This is a genomic window from Streptomyces sp. NPDC001902 (assembly GCF_042891295.1).
Lineage (GTDB): Bacteria > Actinomycetota > Actinomycetes > Streptomycetales > Streptomycetaceae > Actinacidiphila.
Window position 1 is genome coordinate 169070 of the sequence record NZ_JBIATA010000005.1, and the last position, 24307, is coordinate 193376.

Here is a 24307-nt window from a genome sequence, read left to right on the forward strand (position 1 = left end):
CTACGGGTGCGCGGGGACGGTGGTGAGCAGCGGCTCGGGGGACGTGCTGCCGTCCGGCGGACCGACCGCGGTCACGAGGAGGACGATCCCGAGCGCGGCGACGAGTCCGATGGCCGCGGCGATGACTGCGCGCATGGCCGTACCTCCCGGTCGTACGGCTACGTCGGCTGGGCCGGTGAACCGTAGCAACCGGGAGTTGAAATGAGAACAGGTTCTACGGCGTCAGTTGGTCGGGCCGGAGGCGGTGGCGCCCTCGGTCTCCGTCGCGGTCGGCGACGGGCTGTCGCCGGGGGAGGCCGTCGCACAGGGGTCGGGCGTACCGGACGGCGACGGGGAGGCCGTGTCGGTGGGGGTCGCCGTGGGCGACGCGGAGTCCGTCGGGCAGGTCGGCGGGTCCGTCGGGCCGGTGGTGGGGCCCGTCGTCGGGGAGTCGGTGGGCGAGGTCGTCGGCGAGGGGCTGCCCGACGGGGGGCCGATCGTGCCGCTGGCGGTCGCGGTCGGCGTGGGCGACTTCGTCGGCCGGGGCGAGGCGCTCATGCTCGGGGACCACGTCGGCGAGGGCGAGCTGGACGGCGCCGTGGAGGACGGCGGGTCGTCGGGGGTGTCGCTGCCCGCGCCGCCCACGTCGGGGAGGGAGACGACGTCGCCCTTGCGGAAGTGGTCGTACCAGGACAGGACCGTGTTCAGGTACGCGGTCGAGTTGTTGTAGCCCAGGATCGCGCGGTGGAGGTCGTGTTCGACGGACAGGTCGCGGTTGCCCGCGCACAGGTAGCGGCCGGCGGCGAGCGCCGCGTCGAATATGTTGTTCGGGTTGGTGACGCCGTCGTCGTTGCCGTCCGCGCCCCAGGTCTGCCAGGTCGACGGGATGAACTGCATCGGGCCGACCGCGCGGTCGTGGACCTTGTCCCCGTCCCAGACGCCGTCGTCGGTGTCGGTGATGTTCGCGAAGCCGTTGCCGTTGAGGACCGGGCCCAGGATGGGGGAGAGCGTGGTGCCCGCGGAGTCGACGTTGCCGCTGCGCGCCTGGTTGGACTCGACCTGGCCGATCGCGGCCAGCAGCTCCCAGCGCAGGTTGCACCCGGGGTCGCTGGCGGCGAGCGCCGTCTCGGCCCTGCGGTAGGCCTCCAGCACGGACACCGGCAGGCCGGTGCCGTCGGTCGCGCCGGTCCCCGGACCGGTGCCCGGGGTGGCGGAGGTGCCGGGAGCGGGTGTGTTGAGCGGCGGGAGACCGGTGAAGTACTCCGACGAGTTGCCGTCGATGGGGTCGCCGGGCGGGGGTACGATCGGGGCGCCTGCGCTGGTGTTGAGGATGCCCGGCAGCAGTCCGGGGGCCTGGGAACCCGTCAGCGCCGCCATGGCCGCGGCGGCCACCGCGGTGCCCGCGACTCCCCTGCGGATCCGCCGTCCGTACCGCGCTCGCATACCCGCTGCCCCTCCCGAAAGCCGTGTGTCGCCCGTCTCCCTGCGTGGCAACCCTGGTGACCCTACGGCAACTTCCCGAACGGAGCCACCGTCCCGGACGTCGCATACTGATCAGACAGATGTGTTCCGGAAGAGGTTGCATGCCGTTCACGATGAGTCATGCGTTGGCAGTGCTGCCGGGTCTGCGGCAGGACCGCGCCGGCACCGTACGGGGACGCGGCCCGCTCGTCGCGGCCGCCCTCGTCGCCGGCTCCTTCGCCCCCGACGTGCCCTTCTTCGCCGATTCGCTGGTGCGGGGCCTCTTCGGCTTCGGGCAGGTCACCCACGCCCCGCTGGGCGTCGCCCTCGTGGACCCGGTCATCGCCGCCGCGCTGGTGGCCGGCTGGGCGGCGCTGCGCGGGCCCCTCGTGGCCCTGCTGCCCGAGCACCGGCAGGCCGGGATCGCCGCCCTGGCGGGCGTCGGCGACCGCATGCGGCCCTCGCCGCGCTCGGTCGCGGCCTTCTGGGCGTCGGCCGTGGCCGGGGCGACCACGCACGTGGTCTGGGACGCCTTCACGCACCCCGGGCGGTGGGGCGTGCGCCTGCTGCCCGTGCTCGACCACGAGGTGCACGGCACGGCCCTGCACAAGTACGTCCAGTACGGGAGCTCGGCCGTGGCGCTGGCCCTGCTGGGCTGGTACGGGCTGCGCGCCCTGAGGGCCGTGCCCGGTACGGCCGAAAAGCGCCCCTCCTCTGTGCCCCGGCTCTCGCGCCGGGCCCGGCGGCTCGCCCTGACCGCCCTCGGCGTCACCACGGCCGCCGGAGCGGCCGTACGCGCGGAGCAGTGGTACGGGGCGACCGGCGACGCCGCCGGGATGATCCCGGCCGGCCTCTTCGGCGCCGGGGCGGGACTCGCCCTGGCCGCCGCGACCTGCGCCGGCGCGGTGCACCTCACGCACCGCGCCGCCCGCCGCGACGGCCGGGGGACCGGCGGTCAGTGGGCCGCCGACTCCCAGTCCGGACCGACGCCCACGGAGACGTCCAGCGGCGCCCGCAACGGGTAGGCGGCCGCCATCTCGCGACGGACCAGCTCCTCCACCGCGGCCCGCTCGCCGGGGGCGACCTCGACCACGATTTCGTCGTGCACCTGCAGCAGCATCCGGGAGCGCAGCCCCTCCCGCGCCAGCGCCGCGTCCACCTTGAGCATCGCGATCTTGACGATGTCGGCGGCCGAGCCCTGGATCGGCGCGTTGAGCGCCATCCGCTCGGCCATCTCGCGGCGCTGACGGTTGTCGCTGGTGAGGTCGGGAAGGTAACGGCGGCGGCCCATCAAGGTCTCGGTGTAACCCGTGACCCGGGCCTCCTCCACCACGCGCTGCAGATAGTCCCGCACGCCGCCGAACCGCTCGAAGTACGTCTCCATCAGGCCGCGCGCCTCGGCCGCCTCGATGCCCAGCTGCTGCGACAGGCCGAAGGCCGACAGCCCGTACGCCAGCCCGTAGGACATCGCCTTGATCTTGCGGCGCATCTCGGCGTCCACCTGCTCCGGCGGCACCGAGAAGACGTAGCTGCCGACCGTGGTGTGCAGGTCCTCGCCGGAGTCGAAGGCCGCGATCAGCCCCTCGTCCTCCGACAGGTGGGCCATCACCCGCAGTTCGATCTGGCTGTAGTCGGCGGTCAGCAGCGACTCGTAGCCCTCGCCGACCACGAAGCCGCGGCGGATCGCCCGGCCCTCGTCGGTGCGCACCGGCACGTTCTGCAGGTTGGGGTCGGTCGAGGACAGCCGGCCCGTGGCCGCCACGATCTGGCTGAACGTGGTGTGGATCCGCCCGTCGGGAGCGATCGTCTTGACCAGCCCCTCGACCGTCACCCGCAGCTTCGCCTGCTCCCGGTGACGCAGCATGATCACCGGCAGCTCGTGCTCGGTCTGCGCCGCCAGCCACGCCAGCGCGTCCGCGTCGGTGGTGTATCCCGTCTTGGTCTTCTTCGTCTTGGGCAGCCCCAGCTCGCCGAAGAGCACCTCCTGCAGCTGCTTGGGGGAGCCCAGGTTGAACTCGTGCCCGACCGCGGCGTGCGCCTCCTTCACGGCGAGCTGCACCTCGCCCGCGAACCGCTGCTCCAGGCGCTCCAGATGCTCGCGGTCCGCCGCGATGCCCGCCCGCTCCATCCGCGCCAGCAGCGTCGAGGTCGGCAGCTCCACCTCGCGCAGCAGCCGCAGCGCGCCGTCCTGCTCCAGCCGCGCGGCGAACGCGTCGCCCAGGTCCAGCACGGCGCGCGCCTGCACCATCAGGGCGTCCGCCTCGGCCTCTTCGTCGGCGCCGAAGGCCAACTGGCCGTCCTCGCCGCCCGCCGGGGCCAGCTCCCGCCCCAGGTACTCCACCGACAGGTCGTCCAGCGCGAACGAGCGGCGGCCGGGCTTGACCAGGTACGCGGCCAGCGCCGTGCACATCGTGACCCCGTCCACGCTCCAGCCGTGCTCGGCGAAGACCCGCATCACGTTCTTGGCGTTGTGCAGCACCTTCGGCCGGGCGGCGTCCGCCAGCCACGCCGCGAAGGCCTGCTCGTCCTTCTCGTCCAGCGCCGCCGGGTCGAACCACGCCGCCGGGCCCTCCGCCGTCGCCAGCGCCACCTCGGACACGCTGCCCGCGCCCAGCGCCCACGCGTCGACCGTCGCCACGCCCAGCGGCCCGCCGGCGTGCTCCGCCAGCCAGTCCGCCAGCTCGCCCGCGGCCAGCACGCGGCCCTCGACGGCCACACCGCCGGCGACCTCCGGCGTGCCCTGCTCCGCGGCACCCGGGTCGGCCGCGTACAGCCGCTCCCGGAAGTTGGGGTGGCGGAACTCCAGGGTGTCCAGCACCACGTCGAGCGCGTCCCGGTCGTACGCCTGCCGTGCCAGCTGCTCCGGCCCGCAGGGCAGCTCCACGTCCCGCACCAGCTCCGTCAGCCGGCGGTTGAGCTTCACCGACTCCAGGTGGGCGCGCAGGTTCTCGCCCGCCTTGCCCTTCACCTCGTCCGCGCGGTCCGCGAGCTCCGCGAACGAGCCGAACTGGGTGATCCACTTGGCGGCGGTCTTCTCCCCGACGCCCGGGATGCCGGGCAGGTTGTCCGACGGGTCGCCGCGCAGCGCCGCGAAGTCCGGGTACTGCGCGGGGGTCAGCCCGTACTTCTCCTCGACCTTCGCCGGGGTGAACCGGGTCAGCTCGGAGACGCCCTTCGTCGGGTACAGCACCGTGACGTGGTCCGAGACGAGCTGGAAGGAGTCGCGGTCGCCGGTGACGATCAGCACCTCGTACCCCAGCGCCTCCGCCTGCGTGGCCAGCGTGGCGATCACGTCGTCCGCCTCGTAACCCTCCGTGGCGAATCGCTGCACCTTCATCGTGTCCAGCAGCTCGCCGATCAGCGTCACCTGGCTGCGGAACTCGTCCGGCGTCGCGGACCGGGTCGCCTTGTACTCCGGGAACTCCTCCAGACGCCACGTGCGCCGCGAGACGTCGAACGCCACCGCCAGATGCGTCGGCCGCTCGTCACGCAGCGTGTTCGCCAGCATCGACGCGAAGCCGTACACCGCGTTCGTCGGCTGCCCGGTGGTGGTGTTGAAGTTCTCCACCGGCAGCGCGTAGAAGGCCCGGTACGCCAGCGAATGCCCGTCCAGCAGGAGCAACCGGGGCCGCTCACCCCCCTGGGGTGCGGTGCCGGTCGCTGCGTTCGTCTTCTCTGCCTTGACTGCCACGTCCCCGATCCTCCCACGCCCGACTGACACTGCCGGTCCGCCGCCTGGTCGTGGCAGGATCGAAGCCATGGCAGGCAAAGCACCCGCAGGCGACCCCGTCCAGGACGCACCCGAGGTCAGCGCCCCGCAGCACGCCGCTGCCGGGCTCACGGCCATCGGGCACACCCTGCGCATCGCGCAGCAGCAGATGGGGATGCGACGCACCGCGCTCACCCTCCTCAAGGTCAACCAGAAGGACGGCTTCGACTGCCCCGGCTGCGCCTGGCCCGAGCCCGAGCACCGGCACACCGCCGAGTTCTGCGAGAACGGCGCCAAGGCCGTCGCCGAGGAGGCCACCCTGCGCCGGGTCACCCCGGACTTCTTCGCCGCGCACCCCGTCGCCGACCTCGCCCGGCGCAGCGGCTACTGGCTGGGCCAGCAGGGCCGCCTCACCCAGCCCATGTACCTGCCGGACGGCGCCGACCACTACGAGCCCGTCCCCTGGGAACGCGCCTTCGAGATCGTCGCCGACGAACTGAACGGCCTGACGGGCCCCGACGAGGCCGTGTTCTACACCTCGGGCCGCACCAGCAACGAGGCCGCCTTTCTCTACCAGCTCTTCGCCCGCGAGTTCGGCACCAACAACCTGCCCGACTGCTCCAACATGTGCCACGAGTCGTCGGGCTCCGCGCTCGCGCAGACCATAGGCATCGGCAAGGGCAGCGTCCTGCTCGAGGACCTCCACCGCGCCGACCTGATCATCGTCGCCGGGCAGAACCCCGGCACCAACCACCCCCGCATGCTCTCCGCCCTGGAGAAGGCGAAGGCGAGCGGCGCGAGGATCGTCACGGTCAACCCGCTGCCCGAGGCCGGCCTGCAGCGCTTCAAGAACCCGCAGACCCCCAAGGGCCTGGCGGGCGGCGGCACCGCGCTCGCCGACCTCTTCCTGCAGATCCGGCTCGGCGGCGACCAGGCCCTCTTCCGCGCCCTCAACAAGGCGCTCCTGGAGGCCGAGGACCAGGCGCCCGGCACCGTCCTCGACCAGGCCTTCATCGACGGGCACACCCACGGCTTCGAGGAGTGCGCCGCCGCCGCCCGCGCCACCGACCCCGACGAGGTGCTGCGCGCCACCGGCCTGCCCCAGTCCGAGATCGACGAACTCCTCGCCATGGTGCTCGGCGCCAAGAGCGTCATCGTCTGCTGGGCCATGGGCCTCACCCAGCACAAGCACTCCGTGCCCACCATCAAGGAGGTCGTCAACTTCCTCCTCCTGCGCGGCAACATCGGCCGCCCCGGCGCCGGCGTGTGCCCCGTCCGCGGCCACAGCAACGTCCAGGGCGACCGCACCATGGGCATCTACGAGAAGCCCGCCCCCGCCTTCCTCGACGCCCTGGAGAAGGAGTTCGGCTTCGCCCCGCCCCGCGAGCACGGCCTGGACACCGTCGCCGCCATCCGCGCCCTGCGCGACGGCGACGCCAAGGTCTTCTTCGCCATGGGCGGCAACTTCGTCGCCGCCTCACCCGACACGGACGTCACCGAGGCCGCCATGCGCCGCGCCCGCCTCACCGTGCACGTGTCCACCAAGCTCAACCGCTCCCACGTGGTCACCGGCGCCCGCGCCCTGATCCTGCCCACCCTGGGCCGCACCGAGCGGGACGTCCAGGCCGCCGGCGAGCAGTTCGTCACCGTCGAGGACTCCATGGGCATGGTGCACGCCTCCCGCGGCGGCCTGGAACCCGCGAGCCCCCTGCTGCTGTCCGAGCCGGCCATCGTCTGCCGCCTCGCCGCCGCCGTCCTCGGCCCGGACAGCCGCGTGCCCTGGCAGGAGCTCGAGGGCGACTACGACCGGATCCGCGACCGGATATCCCGCGTGATCCCCGGCTTCGACGACTTCAACGTCAAGGTGCGCCGCCCCGGCGGCTTCACCCTCCCGCACGCCCCGCGCGACTCCCGCAGCTTCCCCACCGCCACCGGGCTGGCCAACTTCACCGCCGCCCCCCTGGAGTACCCCCGGGTCCCAGAGGGCCGGCTGCTGCTGCAGACGCTGCGCTCGCACGACCAGTACAACACCACCATCTACGGCCTCGACGACCGCTACCGCGGCATCAAGGGCGGCCGCCGCGTCGTCCTGGTCCACCCCGACGACGCCGCCGCCCTCGGCTTCGCCGACGGCGCCTACACCGACCTCGTCAGCGAGTGGACGGACGGCACCGAACGCCGCGCCGAGGGCTTCCGGGTGGTCCACTACCCGACGGCCCGCGGCTGCGCCGCCGCCTACTACCCGGAGACCAACGTGCTGGTCCCGCTCGACCACACCGCCGACACCAGCAACACCCCGGCGTCCAAGTCCGTCGTCGTCCGGCTGGAACAGACCACCCCGCCCGGCGGTCCCCACTGACCGTCCGGTAGAAAACGGGCCAGTACACCGAACGACGACGATCGGAGCCACCGTCCATGGGCGAGCAGACCACGACCAGCCTTTTCTCCCCGGAGGTCATCGAGCAGTACGCCGGACTCGGCGTCGACCTGGTGGCGCTGTTCTCCGCCGGCGACCTCGGCTCCCGCATGGGCATCGAGATCGTCGAGGCCTCCGCGGAGCGCGTCGTGGGCACCATGCCCGTCGAGGGGAACACCCAGCCCTACGGGCTCCTCCACGGCGGCGCCTCCGCGGTCCTGGCGGAGACCATCGGCTCCATCGGCGCCATGCTGCACGGCGGCCCCGGCAAGCTGGCCGTCGGCGTCGACCTCAACTGCACCCACCACCGCGGCCTGCGCTCCGGCCGGGTGACCGGGGTCGCCACCCCCGTCCACCGCGGCCGCTCCTCCGCGACCTACGAGGTCGTCATCAGCGACGAGCAGGACCGCCGGGTCTGCTCCGCCCGCCTGACCTGCGCGCTGCGCCCGGCCACCCCGGCCACTCCGGGCACCGTCACCGCCTGACGCCCGCCGGCACGGGACGCACGAGGAGGGCGGCCCCCGGAATCCTCCGGGGGCCGCCCTCCTCGCGGTATGGCACGCCGTGCGACGCCGGACGCTACGCCGCGCCCTCACCGAGGTACGCGGCACGCACGCGCGGGTCGGACAGCAGGGCCGAGGCGTCGTCCTCCATGACGATCGCGCCCGTCTCCAGCACGTAGCCGCGGTCGGCCAGCTGCAGCGCCTGCGAGGCGTTCTGCTCCACCAGCAGCACCGTGGTGCCCTGGTCGTTGATCTCCTTGATGATCTCGAAGATCTGCTGGACGATCAGCGGCGCCAGCCCCATCGACGGCTCGTCGAGCAGCAGCAAGTTCGGGCGGCCCATCAGGGCCCGGCCGATGGCCAGCATCTGCTGCTCACCGCCGGACAGGGTGCCCGCCAGCTGCGTACGCCGCTCCGCCAGGCGCGGGAAGAGCGTCAGCACACGGTCCAGGTCGTCCTTGGAGACGCCCTTGAACCGGTAGGCGCCCATCTCCAGGTTCTCCAGCACCGTCATCACCGGGAAGACGCGGCGGCCCTCCGGCGACTGGCCGATGCCGAGCTCCACGACCTTGTGCGCGGGAACGCCGTCGATCCGCTCACCGCCCAGCCGCACCTCGCCGTGGCGGGGCTGCAGCAGACCGGAGATCGTGCGCAGGGTGGTGGTCTTGCCGGCGCCGTTCGCGCCGAGCAGCGCCACGACCTCACCCTGCCGGACCGTCACGTTGATGCCCTTGAGCGCCTGGATCGCGCCGTAGAACACCTGCAGGTCGACCAGCTCCAGCATCGCCGGGGCCTGGGCGACGGAACCGTCCGTCGCCTTCTCGAAGTTGGCGGCCTCGGTCATCGGCCCTCCTCCTCGGACTCACGCGGTGCGGGGACTTCCGGAGCGTCGGCCGTGTGGTGCGACTCGACGATCTCCACCATCTCCGCGACGGCCTCCACGGCCTCCTCGTCGGCAGAACCCAGGTACGCCTCGATCACCGCGGGATCGCGCTGCACCTCCTCGGGCAGACCCTCGGCGATCACCTTGCCGAAGTTCAGCACCATCACGCGGTCCGCGACCGACATCACGAGCTTCATGTCGTGCTCGATCAGCAGCACGCTGACGCCCAGGTCCTGGTTGATCCGGCGGATCAGCTGCTCCAGCTCCAGCTTCTCCGTCGGGTTCGTACCGGCCGCCGGCTCGTCCAGCAGCAGCACCTTCGGGTCGGTTGCCAGCGCCCGCGCGATCTCCAGACGCCGCTGGTCACCGTAGGAGAGGCTGGCGGCCAGCTCGTTGTGCTTGCCCGACAGGCCCACGTACGACAGCAGCTCCTGCGCCCGCTCGTCGCTGGCCTTCTCGTCCCGGCGCGCCCACGGCAGGCCCAGCATGATCGAGATCGCTCCCGACTTCTGCCGCGACTCCGCCGCGATCTTGACGTTCTCCAGCGCCGTCAGGGCACTGAAGAGCCGGATGTTCTGGTAGGTCCGGGCGACACCGTAACGGTTCACCAGGTACGGCTTGGCGCCGAGCAGCCTGTGCTCGGAACCGCCCTCCGCGTGGAAGGTGATCGTGCCCTCCTGCGGGACGTACACGCCCGTCAGGGAGTTGAACAGCGAGGTCTTGCCCGCGCCGTTCGGACCGATCACCGCGAGGATCTCGCCCCGCCGCATCGTCAGGTTGACGTCCGACAGGCTGGTGAGACCGCCGAACCGCAGCGTCACGCCACGGGCCTGCAGCACCGCACCGCCGGTCTGCGCGGGCTGCACGCCCGCTTCCTCCACCGCGTTCACGACTTCACGCCTCCCGTCGGCTCGGTCATCGCATCGGCGTCGCCGATGCCCGCCTCCGCCATGTGCAGCTCACGCTGCCTGCGGCGGGAGGGGATCACACCCTGCGGACGGAAGATCATCATGATGACGAGCAGCGCACCCAGGTAGATGAAGCGGTCCTGCTCCGGCACCAGGTCACGCAGCGCGTTCGGCAGCCACACCAGCAGCGCGGCACCGAACAGCACGCCCGCGATGGACCCCATGCCGCCGAACACCACGTACGCCAGCGCGAGCACCGACAGCACGATGGTGAAGTTCTCCGGGTTGATGAAGCCGACCTTGCTGGAGTAGACGACGCCCGCCAGACCCGAGGTCGACGCGCCGATCGCGAAGGCCAGCAGCTTGTAGCGGACGGTGTTGATGCCCGTCGCGGAGGCGGCCACCTCGTCCTCCCGGATCGCCGTCCAGGTCCGGCCGATCCGCGAGTGCTCCAGGCGGTTGTACAGGAAGATCAGCACCACCAGGAAGAAGAGCAGCAGGTACCAGTACGGCAGCGGGTCCAGCGTCCAGTCGTAGTTGATCGGACCGATGTGGATCGACGGGTGCGGGATGCCGATGACACCGCGCGAACCGTTCGTGAAGCCGTCCGAGTTCTTCGCGACCAGGTACACGATCTCGTGGAAGCCCAGCGTCACGATCGCGAGGTAGTCACCGCGCAGCCGCAGCGTCGGGGCGCCCAGCAGCACACCGGCGATCAGGCAGGTGACGATGGCGAACGGGATCGACTCCAGCGCGCCCACCGTGAACGGCGGCTTCACCGGCATGTGGCCGGTCCAGAAGGCGCAGGAGTACGCGCCGATCGCGTAGAAGGCGATGAAGCCCAGGTCCAGCAGACCGGCCCAGCCGACCACCACGTTCAGACCGACCGCGATGATCATGAAGATCCCCATCTGCGTGACGAGGACCTCCTGCCAGAACAGGCTGGTGTTGGCCGGGATGACGATCGCCAGCACCAGGACGACCACCAGTCCGCCCAGCCGCAGCCAGCCGTTGGACCGGAACATCGCCCGCGTCGGCTCCAGCGACTTGCCGACACCCTGCGCACCCTGCCGGGCCGCGTCGCGCACCGGGGCGCCGAACTCCACCAGCGCCCACACGCCCACCATGATGGCCAGGCAGATCCACAGCCGCACCGACTGGAAGGCGCCGGTGAACGCCGACAGCCTCTCCGCCGGGTTGCCGTCCTCGCCCGTCATCAGCGCCAGGATGAAGCCCAGCACCAGCATGCCGAGCAGCCGTGTCCAGCGGGGCTGCTGGTACCAGGCCTTGCGGCGCAGTTTCGCCACGTCCACCGAGAAGGACTTGGCAGCGGTCGCGTTGCTCATGCCGACCTCCCCAGACGCTCGCCCATGATGCCCGTCGGACGGAACATCAGCACCAGGATCAGGATCACGAACGCGGTCACGTCGATCCACTGGGTGCCGAAGAGCGGGGAGCTCAGGTTCTCGACGATGCCCAGCAGCAGACCGCCCAGCATCGCACCACGGATGTTGCCGATACCGCCCAGCACCGCCGCCGCGAAGGCCTTGATGCCCGGCAGGAAGCCCACCGTGAACCAGACCTGGCCGGAGATGCCGAAGCCGTACAGGAAGCCGGCCGCGCCACCCAGCAGACCGCCGATGATGAACGTACGGGAGATGATCTTGTCGATGTCGACACCCATCAGACCCGCCGTCTCGGCGTCCTGCGCCACGGCCCGGATGCCCGCACCCATCTTCGTGCGGTTGACCACCAGGTCCAGACCGATCATCATCGCGACCGCGGAACCGATGATGATCAGCTGCGTGATCTTCACCGGGGTGCCGAAGACGCTGAAGACCTCACCGTTGGTGTACAGCTCCGGCATGGGCACGGGGTTGCGGCCCCACAGCTTGCCCGCCAGGTTGTACAGGAAGAACGACGCACCGATGGCGCTGATCAGGAAGACCAGCTTGGGGGCGTTGCGCTTGCGCAGCGGCTTGTACGCCGCCTTCTCCAGCCCGAACGCGGTCAGCGCTCCGACCAGGGCGCCGGCGATCATGCCGACGATCACCCACACGACGGAGTTGAACCCGTGCGGGGACTGCGGGGCGAGCTCGGAGAGCACGACGAGCGAACCGAAGCCGCCCATCATGAAGACCTCGCTGTGCGCGAAGTTGATGAGCTGGAGCACGCCGTAGACCAGGGTGTACCCGATCGCTATGACGGCGTACATGGAACCCGTCGTCAAGCCTGGGATGAAGTAGTCCCAGAAGTTGTGGAAGAGATTCATCGTGCGTGGGAATCCTTGCTGAAGCCGGTGAAGGGCGGCGAAAACGCGTCCGACACAGCGATGGGGAGCGCGGGGCGGCGGCCGGAATCCGTGCCGCGCCCCACGCCCCCCACCTCAGGTGTCAGTTGCCGGGTCAGCTGGCGCTGAGGGTGGCCACGTCGCCCAGGTAGCCGATCTTGCCGTCGGCGACCTGGTACAGGTACACGTTCTTGGTCTTCAGCTCACCCTTGTCGTCGAAGGCGAACTCCTTGGTCAGGCCCTTGTAGTTGACACCCTTCAGGGCCGCCAGCAGCTTGTCGCGCGTGACGTCCTTACCGAGCTTCTTCATCTCGGAGATGATCAGGTTCGCGATGTCGTACGACTCGGCCGAGTAGGTGCCCGGAGGCGTGTTGAACTTCGCGGTGTACGCCTCGGTGAACGCCTTGGTGCTCTCGTTCTTCGTGGCGTCCGTGCACGGGCAGGTCAGGAACCACTTCTCGGACGCGGCGCCGGCCAGCTCGACGAACTTCGCGTCGTTGGAGCCGTCACCCGAGACGCCGATGCCCTTGAAGCCGCCGTCGGCCAGCTTCTTGGCGAACGGAGCCAGGTCCGCGTAGTAACCCGCGTAGATGAGCGCGTCGGCCTTGGAGTTGACGACCTTCGTCGCGGCAGCGGTGTAGTCCGGGGTCTTCGCCGGGACGGAGTCCGTCTCCACCGTGACGCCCGCGGCCTTCAGGCTGTCGATCGCGACCTTCGCCAGACCGACGCCGTACTCGCTCTTGTCGTCGATGACGAAGACCTTCTTGGCCTTCTCGTGCTTCGAGAGGTACTCGGCCATGCCGGCACCCTGCTCGTTGTCGTTCGGCGCACCGCGCAGGAACGAGGTGAAGCCCTGGTTCGTCAGGTCCGGGTTGGTCGCCGACGGCGTCACCGCGGCGAGCTGCGCCTGGGCGTACAGACCGCCCGCGGCCTTCGTCGGGCCGGAGAACGCGGGGCCGACCACGGCGACGACGCTGGTGTCACCGATCAGCTTCTGGGCCGCAGCGGGCGACTGGTCCGGCAGGCCCTGGTCGTCGCCGTCCACGACCTTCAGCGTGAAGGGCAGGTCGCCCTTCTTGTTGGCCTCTTCCACGGCCAGCTTCAGACCGTTGTCCTCGTTGATGCCCAGCGCGCTGTTGTCACCCGACAGCGGACCCTGGAAGCCGATGGAGAACGTCGGCTTGCCGCCGCCACTGCTGCTGTCGTCCTTGTCGCCACCGCACGCGGTGAGCGCGAGAGCGCCAACTGCCACCGGGATGGCAAGCTTGACGAGCTTCTTGTTGAGCACTACGACCCCCTGGAGCCGCTCAATGAGATTACGAGTCGGCGGGCCGTAGGCCCTCCGGATTGCGACCGCGTGAACTCCACGCGGGTTGGCGGGAATGTAATCCGCTGATCAGGCACTCAGATAGGCCGTCGGAAGATATGTGATCGGACGGTGACCTCGGTCATGTGCCGGAAACAGAACGGTCCTTACCGGTAACCGGACGACCCCTGGGGGAGAGATGGAGTCAAAGGTCCGATTTGGCGGCCTTGTGCGGCGGTTGGCCCGCCGGCCCGCCCTGACGGCCCTGGCCGGAGCGCTCGCCGGAGCCACGGTAGCGGCCCTCGCCGCCGCCGCGACATGGCCCACCTCTTCCCCACCCCGGACCGGCCAACCCCTCCGTCAGCTCGAAATCCCCCTCGACGCACCGGCCGTCCACGCGGGGAACCTCGAATTCCGCGCCCTCGCCCTGCGGTGCGGCATCGCCGTCATCGTCGGCACCCACGCCGAACACCCCGCCGAAGGCCGCCTCTGCCGCATCCGCGTCACCGTCACCGTCGACGACGCCGTCAGCGCGCGCCTCGACAACGACCTCCACCGGCTCGTCCTCACCGACGGCAGCCGGCACACCATGGACTGGGAGGCCATGCAGATCAAGCGCCAGCCCCTCACGATCGACATCGGCGCCCACGACAGCGCCACCTACGACCTGTGGTTCGACATCCCCCGCGACGCCGCCGTCGACCACCTCGCCGTCACCAACGACAAAGGGATGCCCACGGCGGACATCCCCCTGCCACAGCGCGACTGGCCCGACCACGCGGCCTGACCCGGTCCGCGGCCGACGCTACTTGGCGGCGCCGTCCACCTCGTCCAGCACGGCCTGCGCCACCGCCTGCATCGTCATGCGACGGTCCATCGACGTCTTCTGGATCCACCGGAACGCGGCCGGCTCCGTCAGCCCGTACTTCGTCTGCAGGACGCTCTTCGCCCGGTCCACCAGCTTCCGCGTCTCCAGCCGCAGGCTCAGGTCCGCGACCTCCGCCTCCAGCGCCCGCAGCTCCGTGAACCGCGACACGGCCATCTCGATCGCCGGGACGACGTCGCTCTTGCTGAACGGCTTGACCAGGTACGCCATGGCGCCCGCGTCCCGGGCCCGCTCCACCAGCTCGCGCTGCGAGAACGCGGTCAGCATCAGCACCGGCGCGATCTTCTCCTTGGCGATCCGCTCCGCGGCCGAGATCCCGTCCAGCACGGGCATCTTCACGTCCAGGATCACCAGGTCCGGCCGCAGCTCCTCGGCGAGCTTCACGGCCGTCTCGCCGTCACCCGCCTCACCGACGACGGAGTAGCCCTCCTCCTCGAGCATCTCTTTCAGGTCGAGCCTGATCAGAGCCTCGTCCTCGGCGATCACCACACGGGTGGTCAGCGGCGGTACGTGCGACTGCTCGTCAACGGGCTCGGCGGCGCTCACGGGACTCCTCGTTCCAGGGCAGGTGCTGCCCCAAGAGCCTACCTATCTCCGGTATGTTTAGGACACGGAGGGTATACGCTAGCCTTCGCTTCAAAGGAAGCCCCGGTAGCCCAGCGGTAGAGGCAATGGTCTCAAACACCATATAGCGTGGGTTCGAATCCCACCCGGGGTACTCCACCTTCAAATTCAAGGCGTTTATCACTCAGGGTGATCTTCACTGAGTCGAGTGAGCGGCACTGGATTTCCGGTCACGCGTGGCGGGAATCACGCCAAAGTCGTTCACATGTACGACCTGGAAACCCGCCGCCGGGCCCTCGCGCTCCTCGCCGAGGGCCGGAGCCTGAACTCCGTGAGCCGGATGACCGGTGTGTCCCGTTCCGCCATCCGTGACTGGCGCACCCGCATCGAACCCAGGCGAAGCAGCACCGACTGCACCGGCAGCGCATCCGGCCCCGACTACGCCTACCTGCTCGGCCTCTACCTCGGCGACGGCTGCATCAGCGCCCAGCCGCGCGGCGGCCACGCCCTGCGCATCGCCTGCGGCGACGCCTGGCCCGGACTGATCGACGCGTGCGAGCAGGCCATGAGGTCCGTCCGGCCCGGGAACTCCGTGTGCCGCGTCCACACCCAGGGCTGCACCATGGTCACGTCCTACAGCGATCACTGGCCCTGCCTCTTCCCCCAGCACGGACCCGGCAGGAAGCACGAGCGCCGCATCGCGCTGGAGCCCTGGCAGCAGGCCGTCGTCGACGAACGGCCCTGGGACTTCCTGCGCGGGCTCATCCATTCCGACGGGAGCCGGGTCGTCAACCGGACCACACGGACCGTGGCCGGCGGGACCAGGAGCTACGAGTACCCGCGCTACTTCTTCACCAACAGGTCCGACGACATCCGGCGCCTGTGCACCGACACGCTCGACGCCCTCGGCGTCGCCTGGAGGCAGGCCAACGCCTGCAACATCTCCGTCGCCCGCCGGGAGGCCGTCGCGCTCATGGACCGGTTCGTCGGCCCGAAGTATTGAGGCGGGCGTTGGTGTGCCGGGTGGCGACCGCCGTGGTGGGGTCCTCGGGCCAGGGGTGCTTGGGGTAGCGGCCGCGGAGTTCCGCGCGCACCGCGCGGTAGCCGTCGCGCCAGAAGGAGGCGAGGTCGGCGGTGACGGCGGCGGGGCGTCCCGCGGGGGAGAGCAGGTGGACCAGGAGGGGGACGCGGCCGCCGGCGATGCGGGGGGTGTCGGTCCAGCCGAAGAGCTCCTGGAGCTTGGCGGCGAGGACGGGGCGGTCGTCGTCGTAGGAGACGCGGACCTTGGAGCCGGAGGGGATCTCCAGGCGTTCCGGGGCGAGTTCGTCGAGGCGGGCGGCGTCGCCGGTGGCCCAGGGCAGGAGGCGGCCCAGGGCGGTGGCGGCGTCGATGCGGGCGAGGTCGGCGCGGCGGCGGGCGGTGGCGAGTTCGGGGGCGAGCCAGTCGTCTGCGCGGGAGAGCAGGGCCTCGTCGGTGACGTCGGGCCAGGGGGCGCCGATCTCGCGGTGGAGGAAGGCGAGGCGCCGGCGCAGGGTGTCGGCGTCGCGGGTCCACCTCAGCAGTCGGGGTCCTTCGCGGCGGAGGCCGTCGAGGAGCGCGGTGTGCAGCTGTGCGGGGTCGGGGTCGGTCAGCGGCCGGGTGGTGAGGGTGATCGCGCCGAGGCGGGCGGCGTGGTGGGCGGTGACGTCGCCGTCGGCCCAGGTGACCTCGTCGGTCTCGGTGAGCAGGGGCGCGGCGGCGGTGCGGGCGGTGTCCTCGTCGATGACGGCGGCGAGGCGTACGCGGGCGGCGGGGGAGCCGGCGGGGCGGTCGGCGACGGCGACGGCGAGCCACCGGGGGGTGCCGAGGCGGGTGCCGTCGGCGAGGCCGGCGGCGGTGCCGGAGGCCATGAGGTAGCCGGAATCGTTGCCCCCGCGGCGGCGGGCGACGCGCTCGGGGAAGGCGAGTGCGGTGAGGAGGCCGGCGGCGGTGTCGTCGGTGAGCGCGGTGGCGGGGTGGTCGGGGGCCGCGGCGGCGAGGCGGCGGGCCTCGCGGCGCCAGCGGTCGGCGTGGGCGTCGTGGGCGCGGCGGGTGGTGCGCCAGGCGGCGGCGAGGTCGTCGCCGCGTTCGCGCGGGGGCTGTTCGGACAGGAGGGCGACGATGTCGGCGGCGCGGCGGGTGCCGGTGCGGGGGGCGCCGTCGAGGAGGGCGCGGGCGAGGCGGGGGTGGAGGCCGATGCGGGCCATGCGGTCGCCGCGGTCGGTGGTGCGGCCGTCGGGGCGGAGGGCTCCGATGGCGGTGAGGACGTCGTGGGCGGCGGCGAGGGCGCCGGGCGGGGGCGGGTCGAGGAGGGCGAGCCCGGTGGCGTGGGGGTCGCCCCACGCGGCGGCCTGGAGGGCGAAGGGGGTGAGGTCGGCGACGGCGATCTCGGGGGAGGGGAAGCGGGGCCGGGCGGTGTCCTCGGCCTCGTTCCAGCAGCGGTAGGCGGTGCCGGGGGCTTCGCGTCCGGCGCGTCCGGCGCGCTGGGCGGCGGTGGCGAGGGAGGCCCGGACGGTGGTGAGGGAGCCGAGTCCGCGGGCGTGGTCGGTGCGGGGTTCGCGGGCGAGGCCGGAGTCGACGACGACGCGTACGCCGGGGACGGTGAGGCTGGATTCGGCGACGGAGGTGGAGAGGACGACGCGGCGCCGGGTGCCGTTGCCGCCGCGGAGCACGGCGTCCTGGACGGCGGCGGGTGCCTGGCCGTGGAGTTGCAGGACGTCGGCGCCGGCGTCGCCGAGCATCCCGGCGACGCGGGCGATCTCGCCGGTGCCGGGGAGGAAGCAGAGGACGTCGCCGTCGGTGGTGCGCAGCGCGGTGCGGACGGTGGCGGCGACGTGGTCGAGGAAGGCGGGGTCGACGCGCATGCCGTGCGGCGGCCGTATGCCGTGCGGCGGGGGTGCGTGGGTGACGGTGACCGGGTGGAGGCGGCCTTCGGCGTGGACGACGGGTGCGTCGCCGAGCAGCCGGGACCAGGCCTCGGCGTCGGTGGTGGCGGAGGCGGCGACGATGCGCAGGTCGGGGCGGAGGGCGGCGCGCACGTCGAGCAGGAAGGCCATGGCGGTGTCGGCGTCGAGGTGGCGTTCGTGGCACTCGTCGAGGAGGACGGTGGTGGTGCCGGGGAGTTCCTGGTCGCGCTGGAGCCGCTGGAGGAGGACGCCGGTGGTGACGACCTCGACGACGGTGCCGGGGGAGACCTTGCGGTCGCCGCGCACGGTGTGTCCGACGCGGCCGCCGGTCTCCTCGCCGAGGAGCCAGGACATGCGGCGGGCGGCGGCCTTGGCGGCCATGCGGCGTGGTTCTGCGACGACGACGGTCCGGGTGGGGCGGCCGTCGTCGAGGAGCCCGGCGAGGGCGAGCGGGACGAGGGTGGTCTTGCCGGTGCCGGGCGGGGCGGCCAGGACGGCGCAGCCGTGGCTGTCGAGGGCCTCGTGGAGGGCGGGCAGGGCGGTGCGCACCGGGAGGGCGGCGAGGGCGTCCTGCCGCAGGCCCGCGGGGCGGGGGGTGGTCACGGGGCGACGCAGACGAAGATCGCGGTGCCGGGGACGATCCGGCCGCGCAGCGGGGACCAGCCGCCCCATTCGGCGGTGTTCCAGGCGGGCCATTCGGGTTCGACGAGGTCGACGAGGTGGAAGCCGGCGGCGGCGAGTTCGCGGACGCGGTCGCCGAGGGTGCGGTGGTGTTCGACGTAGACGGCGTGTCCGCTCTCGTCCTGTTCGACGTAGGGGGTGCGGTCGAAGTAGGAGGCGGAGGCGGTGAGTCCGTCGGGGCCGGGTTCGTCGGGGAAGGCCCAGCGGATGGGGTGGGTGACGGAGAAGACCCAGCGGCCGCCGGGGCGCAGGACGCGCCGGACCTCGCGCATGACGTGGGCGGTGTCGGCGATGAAGGGGAGGGCGCCGTAGGCGGAGCAGGCGTGGTCGAAGGAGGCGTCGGCGAAGGGGAGGGCGCCGGCGTCGGCCTGGACGAGGGGGAAGGGGCTGTGGCCGTCGTCGATGCGGCGGGCGTGCTGGAGCTGGCGGTGGGAGAGGTCGAGGGCGACGGGCCGGGCGCCGTGCGCGGCGAGCCAGCGGGAGCACTGGGCGGCGCCGGCGCCGATCTCCAGGACGGACGCGCCCTTCAGTCCGGCGGCGGGTCCGAGGAGGTGGAGCTCGTCCTCGGTTGCTCCTTCCGGGCCCCAGACGAAATCTCCGTCGCCGAGGAACTCTCCGTGGTCGTTCTGGTACTCGTCGGCGTTACGGTCCCACCATCCGCGGTTGGCTCGGCTGCTCTCCGTGGCGCCTGCGACACGGCGCGTGGCCTCGGGTTCTTCGGGGAAGGGCCGGGGGGCCGGTGCTTGGATCATTGCGCTGGTCGTCGTACCCTCTGTGGTGACCTGTGGCTGCGGTGCCGCCGCAACACGTCTATGTGCCAGTGCCCGGTACGGGGTGTTACGCCCGTGGTGCGCTCTTCGTGCATTGACCGTGCCCGGCTGCCCCCGTATGCTACAAGTTGCGCTGCGAGCCTGCGCGCCTCGGACGGAGCAGGCTGCGCTCACATCTGTTGTAAACCTCTCGGCCTCTGGGCTGTCCGGAATCGGCAGGAGCGAAACGGGCTTACGGCGTAGCAGTACCTACGACTTCATGTCCGTACCGGAGCCCTTTTCCTAATGACGAGCAGCACCGAGGCCCAGGCCCCTCGTACCACCCCGCAGGTGGCGGTCAACGACATCGGTTCCGAGGAAGCCTTCCTCGCCGCGATCGACGAGACGATCAAGTACTTCAACGACGGCGACATCGTCGACGGCGTCATCGTGAAGGTCGACCGGGACGAGGTCCTGCTCGACATCGGTTACAAGACCGAGGGTGTCATCCCCTCGCGCGAGCTTTCGATCAAGCACGACGTCGACCCCAACGAGGTCGTCGCCGTGGGCGACGAGATCGAGGCCCTGGTCCTCCAGAAGGAGGACAAGGAGGGCCGTCTCATCCTGTCCAAGAAGCGCGCTCAGTACGAGCGTGCCTGGGGCACGATCGAGAAGATCAAGGAAGAGGACGGGATCGTCACCGGTACCGTCATCGAGGTCGTCAAGGGTGGTCTCATCCTCGACATCGGCCTCCGTGGCTTCCTCCCCGCCTCGCTGGTCGAGATGCGCCGTGTCCGCGACCTCCAGCCGTACGTCGGCAAGGAGCTCGAGGCCAAGATCATCGAGCTGGACAAGAACCGCAACAACGTGGTCCTGTCCCGCCGTGCCTGGCTGGAGCAGACCCAGAGCGAGGTCCGTCAGACCTTCCTCACCACCCTCCAGAAGGGTCAGGTGCGCTCCGGCGTCGTCTCCTCCATCGTCAACTTCGGTGCCTTCGTGGACCTGGGTGGCGTGGACGGCCTGGTGCACGTGTCGGAGCTGTCCTGGAAGCACATCGACCACCCCTCCGAGGTCGTCGAGGTCGGCCAGGAGGTCACGGTCGAGGTCCTGGACGTCGACATGGACCGCGAGCGTGTCTCCCTGTCGCTGAAGGCGACCCAGGAAGACCCGTGGCAGCAGTTCGCCCGCACCCACCAGATCGGCCAGGTCGTGCCCGGCAAGGTCACGAAGCTGGTGCCGTTCGGTGCGTTCGTCCGCGTGGACGAGGGCATCGAGGGTCTGGTCCACATCTCCGAGCTGGCCGAGCGCCACGTGGAGATCCCGGAGCAGGTCGTCCAGGTCAACGACGAGATCTTCGTCAAGGTCATCGACATCGACCTCGAGCGCCGTCGCATCAGCCTCTCGCTGAAGCAGGCCAACGAGTCCTTCGGTGCCGACCCGGCCTCGGTCGAGTTCGACCCGACCCTGTACGGCATGGCCGCGTCCTACGACGACCAGGGCAACTACATCTACCCCGAGGGCTTCGACCCCGAGGCCAACGACTGGCTCGAGGGCTACGAGACCCAGCGCGAGGCGTGGGAGCACCAGTACGCCGAGGCGCAGTCCCGCTTCGAGCAGCACCAGGCCCAGGTCATCAAGTCCCGCGAGGCCGACGCCGAGGCTGCGGCCGCGGCCGGCGAGGCGGCTCCGGCCGGCCCGACCGGTGGCTCGTACTCCTCGGAGTCCGGCGACCAGTCCGGCGCGCTCGCCTCGGACGAGGCGCTGGCCGCGCTCCGCGAGAAGCTGGCCGGCGGCCAGAGCTGATCGCAGGGCGTATCGCCCACGCACCACGGAAGGACCCGCTCTCCTGTTGGAGGGCGGGTCCTTCCGCGTTGCCGGGTCCGGGTGGGAATGCGCGGGCTGTGCGGTCCGTTGCACCGAGAGTTGGGAAGACCGAGGGAAGGGTGCGCAGTGCTGGATCCGCAGGGGCTGTACGCATACGAGCCGGGCGGGGCAGAGGCGGTCGACGAGGCGTTCGGTGAGACCGGACCCGTGCTGCTGTACCACTTCGACGGGTACATCGACGCCGGGGAGACCGGCGGGCAGGTCGTCGAGGAGCTGCTGGAGCGGCAGGAGCACCAGGTGGTGGCGCGTTTCGACGCGGACCGCCTGGTGGACTACCGCGCGCGCCGTCCGCTGATGACCTTTAAGCGGGACCGCTGGACGGCGTACGACGCGCCGGAGATCGCGTTGCGGCTGGTCCGTGACAGTACGGGCAGCCCGTTCCTGCTGCTGTCGGGCCAGGAGCCGGACATCGAGTGGGAGCGTTTCGCCGCCGCGGTGGTGCAGATCGTGGAGCGGCTGGGGGTACGGCTGGCGATCAACTTCCACGGCATCCCCATGGGCGTGCCGCACACCCGCCCGGTGGGGCTGACGCCGCACGGCAACAGGCTGGACCTGGTGCCGGGGCACCGCAGCTGGTTCGACGAGGCGCAGGTGCCGGGCAGCGCGGAGTCGCTGGTCGAGTTCCGGCTGGCGGAGGCGGGCCGTGATGTGCTGGGCCTGGCCGCGCACGTGCCCCACTACCTGGCGCGTTCGGGTTACCCGGACTCCGCGCTGACGGTGGTGGAGACGCTGACGGCCGCCACCGGACTGGTGCTTCCGCAGGTGGCGCACGCGCTGCGGATGGAGGCGCACACGGTGCGCGCCGAGATCGACCGGCAGGTCGCCGACGGTGACGCGGAGCTGGTCGCGGTGGTGCAGGGCCTGGAGAACCAGTACGACGCGCTGGCGGGCGGCGGCAGCCGGCAGAACCTGATCGCCGAGCCGGTCGAGCTGCCGTCGGCGGACGACCTTGCGGCGGAGTTCGAGCGCTTCCTGGCCGACCGTGAGGACGACGGCTCCTGACCCGGATCGTGGGTGTGCGGGGGCACCGGTAGTCTCGCGCCATGCTCAAAGTGGGGTTGACGGGCGGGATCGGTGCGGGCAAGAGCGAGGTGTCGCGGCTGCTGGCCTCGTACGGGGCGGTGCTGGTCGACGCCGACCGGATCGCGCGCGAGGTGGTGGAGCCGGGCACGCCCGGGCTGGCGGCGGTGGTCGCCGAGTTCGGCGAGGGGGTGCTGGCCGCCGGCGGCGCCCTGGACCGGCCGAAGCTGGGCGCGATCGTCTTCTCCGATCCCGAGCGGCTGCGGGCGCTGAACGCCATCGTCCACCCCCTGGTCCGGGACCGTTCGGCGGCGCTGGAGCAGGCGGCCGGCCCGGACGCGGTCGTCGTGCACGACGTGCCGCTGCTGGCGGAGAACGCCCTGGCACCGCTGTACGACGTGGTCGTGGTGGTGGACGCCGCACCGGAGACCCAGCTGGACCGGCTGGTGCGGCTGCGCGGCATGGCCGAGGAGGACGCCCGGGCCCGGATGGCGGCCCAGGCCACCCGGGAACAGCGGCTGGCGGTCGCCGACGTCGTGATCGACAACGACGGGCCGCTGGAGGCGCTGGAGCCCCAGGTCCGGCAGGTGTGGGAGCAGTTGCGTCAAAAGATCGTCAAGAGCTGATCCGGAATCCTCTCCGTGGACGTCTGTGGAGCAGTAGCGTCGCTCCACCGCGGACAGAGGGGGCTGGGATGGAAGCCGTGTCGGCAGCGATCGGGATCGCCGTCGTGGTGCTGGGACTGGGTGGTCTCAAGAGCAGTTTCCGGGTGATCAAGCAGTACGAGCGGGGCGTGGTCTACCGCTTCGGGCGGGTGCGGCCGCAGGCCAAGCAGCCCGGGCCGCGCCTGCTGGTGCCGCTGGCGGACCGGATGACCAAGGTCAACATGCAGGTGGTGACCATGCCGGTGCCCTCGCAGGAGGGCATCACCCGCGACAACGTTTCGGTCCGGGTGGACGCCGTGCTGTACTTCCGGGTCATCGACCCGGTCAAGGCCACGGTGGACGTGCAGAACTACCAGTTCGCGATGTTGCAGGTGGCCCAGACCTCGCTGCGCTCGGTGATCGGCAAGAGCGAGCTGGACGACCTGCTGTCGGGGCGCGAGGCGATGAACGAGGGCCTGGAGCTGATGCTGGCCACGCCTGCCGTCGGGTGGGGCATCCACATCGACCGCGTGGAGATCAAGGACGTGGCCCTGCCGGAGTCGATGAAGCGGTCGATGGCGCGGCAGGCCGAGGCAGACCGCGAGCGCCGGGCGCGCATCATCACTGCCGACGGCGAACTGCAGGCCTCGCAGAAGCTCGCGCAGGCCGCGGCCGCGATGGATGGCACGCCGGCGGCGATGCAGCTGCGCCTGCTGCAGACGGTCGTGGAGGTGGCCGCGGAGAAGAACTCGACGCTGGTCATGCCGTTCCCGGTGGAGATGCTGCGCTTCTTCGAGCGGGCGTCGGGAGGCGAACGTCCGGCCGCCGAGCCGGCCCCTGTTCCTGCCCCGGCACCTGACCCCGCCGCGGCTGTGGAGCCGCCGCGGCCCGTCGCCGAGGTCGGCGGCGCGGCGCCGGCGGCCCTGGAGGCGCCGAAGGACCCGGCGGGGCCCACGGTGCCGGCGGAACGGCGCCCGGCCGACGAGGAGGCCTGAGCGACCACCGGGGTGTTCCGCCGGGGAATGCATATGCGGATGGTGATGTTGGGTAGTTGTGAGCTGTTGAGCGCCCGGGGAAGGAGGCGGCTGTGCCCGAGCAGAGCCCCGAGAACCACGTCATCGACTTCCGTGCGGCCGAGCAGCTGCTGGCGGTCCGCGACGCCCGTGGGGCGGTGAAGCTGCTGGACTCGGTCATCGCCGCCCACCCGGAGAACACCGCGGCGCGGCTGCTGCGCGCGCGGGCCTTCTTCCTGTCCGCGCAGCTGCGCCCGGCCGAGCTGGAGTTCCAGGTCGTCCTGGAGCGCGAGCCGGACAACGCGTACGCGCACTTCGCGCTCGGCCGCACCCTGGAGCGTTCCGGCCGCTCCGACGAGGCGCTGCGGCACTTCCGGCTGGCGGCGGCGCTCGACCCCAAGCCCGACTACCTGCAGGCGGCCCGGTTCCCCGGTCCGGCGTGAGCCAGGGTGGGTAGTTCGTCCGCTTTTACGGCGAACACCCCTCG

The 24307-nt window shown here is 71.4% G+C and carries 21 protein-coding genes and 1 tRNA gene; 11 read left to right on the forward strand and 11 right to left on the reverse strand.

The features are described 5' to 3' along the window. Both ACFYYN_RS11675 and ACFYYN_RS11680 read right to left on the reverse strand, forming a co-directional pair. Entirely contained in the window at positions 1–135 is a 135-nt protein-coding gene (locus ACFYYN_RS11675; RefSeq protein ID WP_500331946.1) for an SPW_0924 family protein, read from the reverse strand. Between the two features lie 87 nt (positions 136–222). Next, the gene (locus ACFYYN_RS11680) at positions 223–1422 is read right to left on the reverse strand and encodes a lytic transglycosylase domain-containing protein (RefSeq protein ID WP_500359097.1); all 1200 of its coding nucleotides are present in this window, start codon (positions 1420–1422) and stop codon (positions 223–225) included. A gap of 170 nt (positions 1423–1592) precedes the next feature. Here ACFYYN_RS11680 and ACFYYN_RS11685 point away from each other — a divergent pair, with 170 nt between their 5' ends. After that, the gene (locus ACFYYN_RS11685; protein ID WP_500545721.1) at positions 1593–2465 is read left to right on the forward strand and encodes a DUF4184 family protein; all 873 of its coding nucleotides are present in this window, start codon (positions 1593–1595) and stop codon (positions 2463–2465) included. Here ACFYYN_RS11685 and polA read toward each other — a convergent pair. Continuing rightward, positions 2396–5131, reverse strand: a complete 2736-nt coding sequence (polA, locus tag ACFYYN_RS11690) for a DNA polymerase I (RefSeq protein WP_500545591.1) — start codon at positions 5129–5131, stop codon at positions 2396–2398. The two genes, ACFYYN_RS11685 and polA, sit on opposite strands and share 70 nt — an antisense overlap. Before the next feature lie 67 nt (positions 5132–5198). On the opposite strand from polA, the gene ACFYYN_RS11695 reads away from it, so the two are divergent. After that, on the forward strand, positions 5199–7508 hold the full coding sequence (locus ACFYYN_RS11695; RefSeq protein ID WP_500545592.1) for an FdhF/YdeP family oxidoreductase: 2310 nt from the start codon (positions 5199–5201) through the stop codon (positions 7506–7508). A gap of 56 nt (positions 7509–7564) precedes the next feature. Beyond that, entirely contained in the window at positions 7565–8050 is a 486-nt protein-coding gene (locus ACFYYN_RS11700; protein WP_499511273.1) for a PaaI family thioesterase, read from the forward strand. A 94-nt stretch (positions 8051–8144) separates the two neighbouring features. On the opposite strand, the gene ACFYYN_RS11705 is transcribed toward ACFYYN_RS11700, so the two are convergent. The 5 genes from ACFYYN_RS11705 to ACFYYN_RS11725 form a co-directional block, all read right to left on the reverse strand. Continuing rightward, on the reverse strand, positions 8145–8912 hold the full coding sequence (locus ACFYYN_RS11705; protein ID WP_499511272.1) for an ABC transporter ATP-binding protein: 768 nt from the start codon (positions 8910–8912) through the stop codon (positions 8145–8147). Next, positions 8909–9841: an ABC transporter ATP-binding protein gene (locus ACFYYN_RS11710; protein WP_500545593.1), complete on the reverse strand. Its 933-nt coding sequence runs from the start codon at positions 9839–9841 to the stop codon at positions 8909–8911. The genes ACFYYN_RS11705 and ACFYYN_RS11710 overlap by 4 nt, the downstream gene beginning before the upstream one ends. Continuing rightward, complete coding sequence (locus ACFYYN_RS11715; protein WP_500331951.1) at positions 9838–11205, reverse strand: branched-chain amino acid ABC transporter permease; 1368 nt, start codon at positions 11203–11205, stop codon at positions 9838–9840. Before ACFYYN_RS11715 ends, ACFYYN_RS11710 begins: the two co-directional genes overlap by 4 nt. Further along, a complete protein-coding gene (locus ACFYYN_RS11720) occupies positions 11202–12131 on the reverse strand; it encodes a branched-chain amino acid ABC transporter permease (RefSeq protein WP_499511269.1) in 930 nt (309 codons plus the stop codon). Before ACFYYN_RS11720 ends, ACFYYN_RS11715 begins: the two co-directional genes overlap by 4 nt. Before the next feature lie 133 nt (positions 12132–12264). Further along, positions 12265–13437, reverse strand: coding sequence for a branched-chain amino acid ABC transporter substrate-binding protein (locus tag ACFYYN_RS11725; protein WP_500331952.1), 1173 nt, complete (start codon positions 13435–13437; stop codon positions 12265–12267). Between the two features lie 217 nt (positions 13438–13654). Between ACFYYN_RS11725 and ACFYYN_RS11730 the strand changes: the two genes are divergently transcribed. Continuing rightward, on the forward strand, positions 13655–14242 hold the full coding sequence (locus ACFYYN_RS11730) for a hypothetical protein (RefSeq protein WP_500545594.1): 588 nt from the start codon (positions 13655–13657) through the stop codon (positions 14240–14242). A gap of 18 nt (positions 14243–14260) precedes the next feature. On the opposite strand, the gene ACFYYN_RS11735 is transcribed toward ACFYYN_RS11730, so the two are convergent. Beyond that, positions 14261–14887, reverse strand: a complete 627-nt coding sequence (locus tag ACFYYN_RS11735; RefSeq protein ID WP_499511266.1) for an ANTAR domain-containing response regulator — start codon at positions 14885–14887, stop codon at positions 14261–14263. 99 nt (positions 14888–14986) lie between these two features. Here ACFYYN_RS11735 and ACFYYN_RS11740 point away from each other — a divergent pair. Together ACFYYN_RS11740 and ACFYYN_RS11745 are read left to right on the forward strand one after the other, a co-directional pair. Continuing rightward, a tRNA-Leu gene (locus tag ACFYYN_RS11740) sits at positions 14987–15059 on the forward strand. A gap of 111 nt (positions 15060–15170) precedes the next feature. Continuing rightward, the gene (locus ACFYYN_RS11745; protein ID WP_500545595.1) at positions 15171–15908 is read left to right on the forward strand and encodes a helix-turn-helix domain-containing protein; all 738 of its coding nucleotides are present in this window, start codon (positions 15171–15173) and stop codon (positions 15906–15908) included. On the opposite strand, the gene hrpB is transcribed toward ACFYYN_RS11745, so the two are convergent. Together hrpB and ACFYYN_RS11755 are read right to left on the reverse strand one after the other, a co-directional pair. Continuing rightward, the gene (hrpB, locus tag ACFYYN_RS11750; protein ID WP_500545596.1) at positions 15877–18525 is read right to left on the reverse strand and encodes an ATP-dependent helicase HrpB; all 2649 of its coding nucleotides are present in this window, start codon (positions 18523–18525) and stop codon (positions 15877–15879) included. The genes ACFYYN_RS11745 and hrpB overlap by 32 nt on opposite strands. Next, positions 18429–19262 carry a class I SAM-dependent methyltransferase gene (locus ACFYYN_RS11755; RefSeq protein WP_500545597.1) on the reverse strand — a complete coding sequence of 278 codons (834 nt, stop codon included), beginning with the start codon at positions 19260–19262 and terminating at the stop codon, positions 18429–18431. The genes hrpB and ACFYYN_RS11755 overlap by 97 nt, the downstream gene beginning before the upstream one ends. 303 nt (positions 19263–19565) lie before the next feature. Between ACFYYN_RS11755 and rpsA the strand changes: the two genes are divergently transcribed. The 5 genes from rpsA to ACFYYN_RS11780 all read left to right on the forward strand — a co-directional run bounded on the left by rpsA (position 19566) and on the right by ACFYYN_RS11780 (position 24263). After that, on the forward strand, positions 19566–21062 hold the full coding sequence (rpsA, locus tag ACFYYN_RS11760) for a 30S ribosomal protein S1 (protein WP_499511262.1): 1497 nt from the start codon (positions 19566–19568) through the stop codon (positions 21060–21062). A gap of 147 nt (positions 21063–21209) precedes the next feature. Beyond that, on the forward strand, positions 21210–22145 hold the full coding sequence (locus ACFYYN_RS11765; RefSeq protein WP_500545599.1) for a PAC2 family protein: 936 nt from the start codon (positions 21210–21212) through the stop codon (positions 22143–22145). Positions 22146–22186: 41 nt separating this feature from the next. Then, positions 22187–22789, forward strand: coding sequence for a dephospho-CoA kinase (coaE, locus tag ACFYYN_RS11770; protein WP_500545600.1), 603 nt, complete (start codon positions 22187–22189; stop codon positions 22787–22789). 68 nt (positions 22790–22857) lie between these two features. Continuing rightward, positions 22858–23802: a slipin family protein gene (locus ACFYYN_RS11775; protein ID WP_500327201.1), complete on the forward strand. Its 945-nt coding sequence runs from the start codon at positions 22858–22860 to the stop codon at positions 23800–23802. A gap of 92 nt (positions 23803–23894) precedes the next feature. After that, positions 23895–24263, forward strand: a complete 369-nt coding sequence (locus ACFYYN_RS11780; RefSeq protein WP_500327202.1) for a tetratricopeptide repeat protein — start codon at positions 23895–23897, stop codon at positions 24261–24263. The last annotated feature ends 44 nt before the right edge of the window (positions 24264–24307 follow it).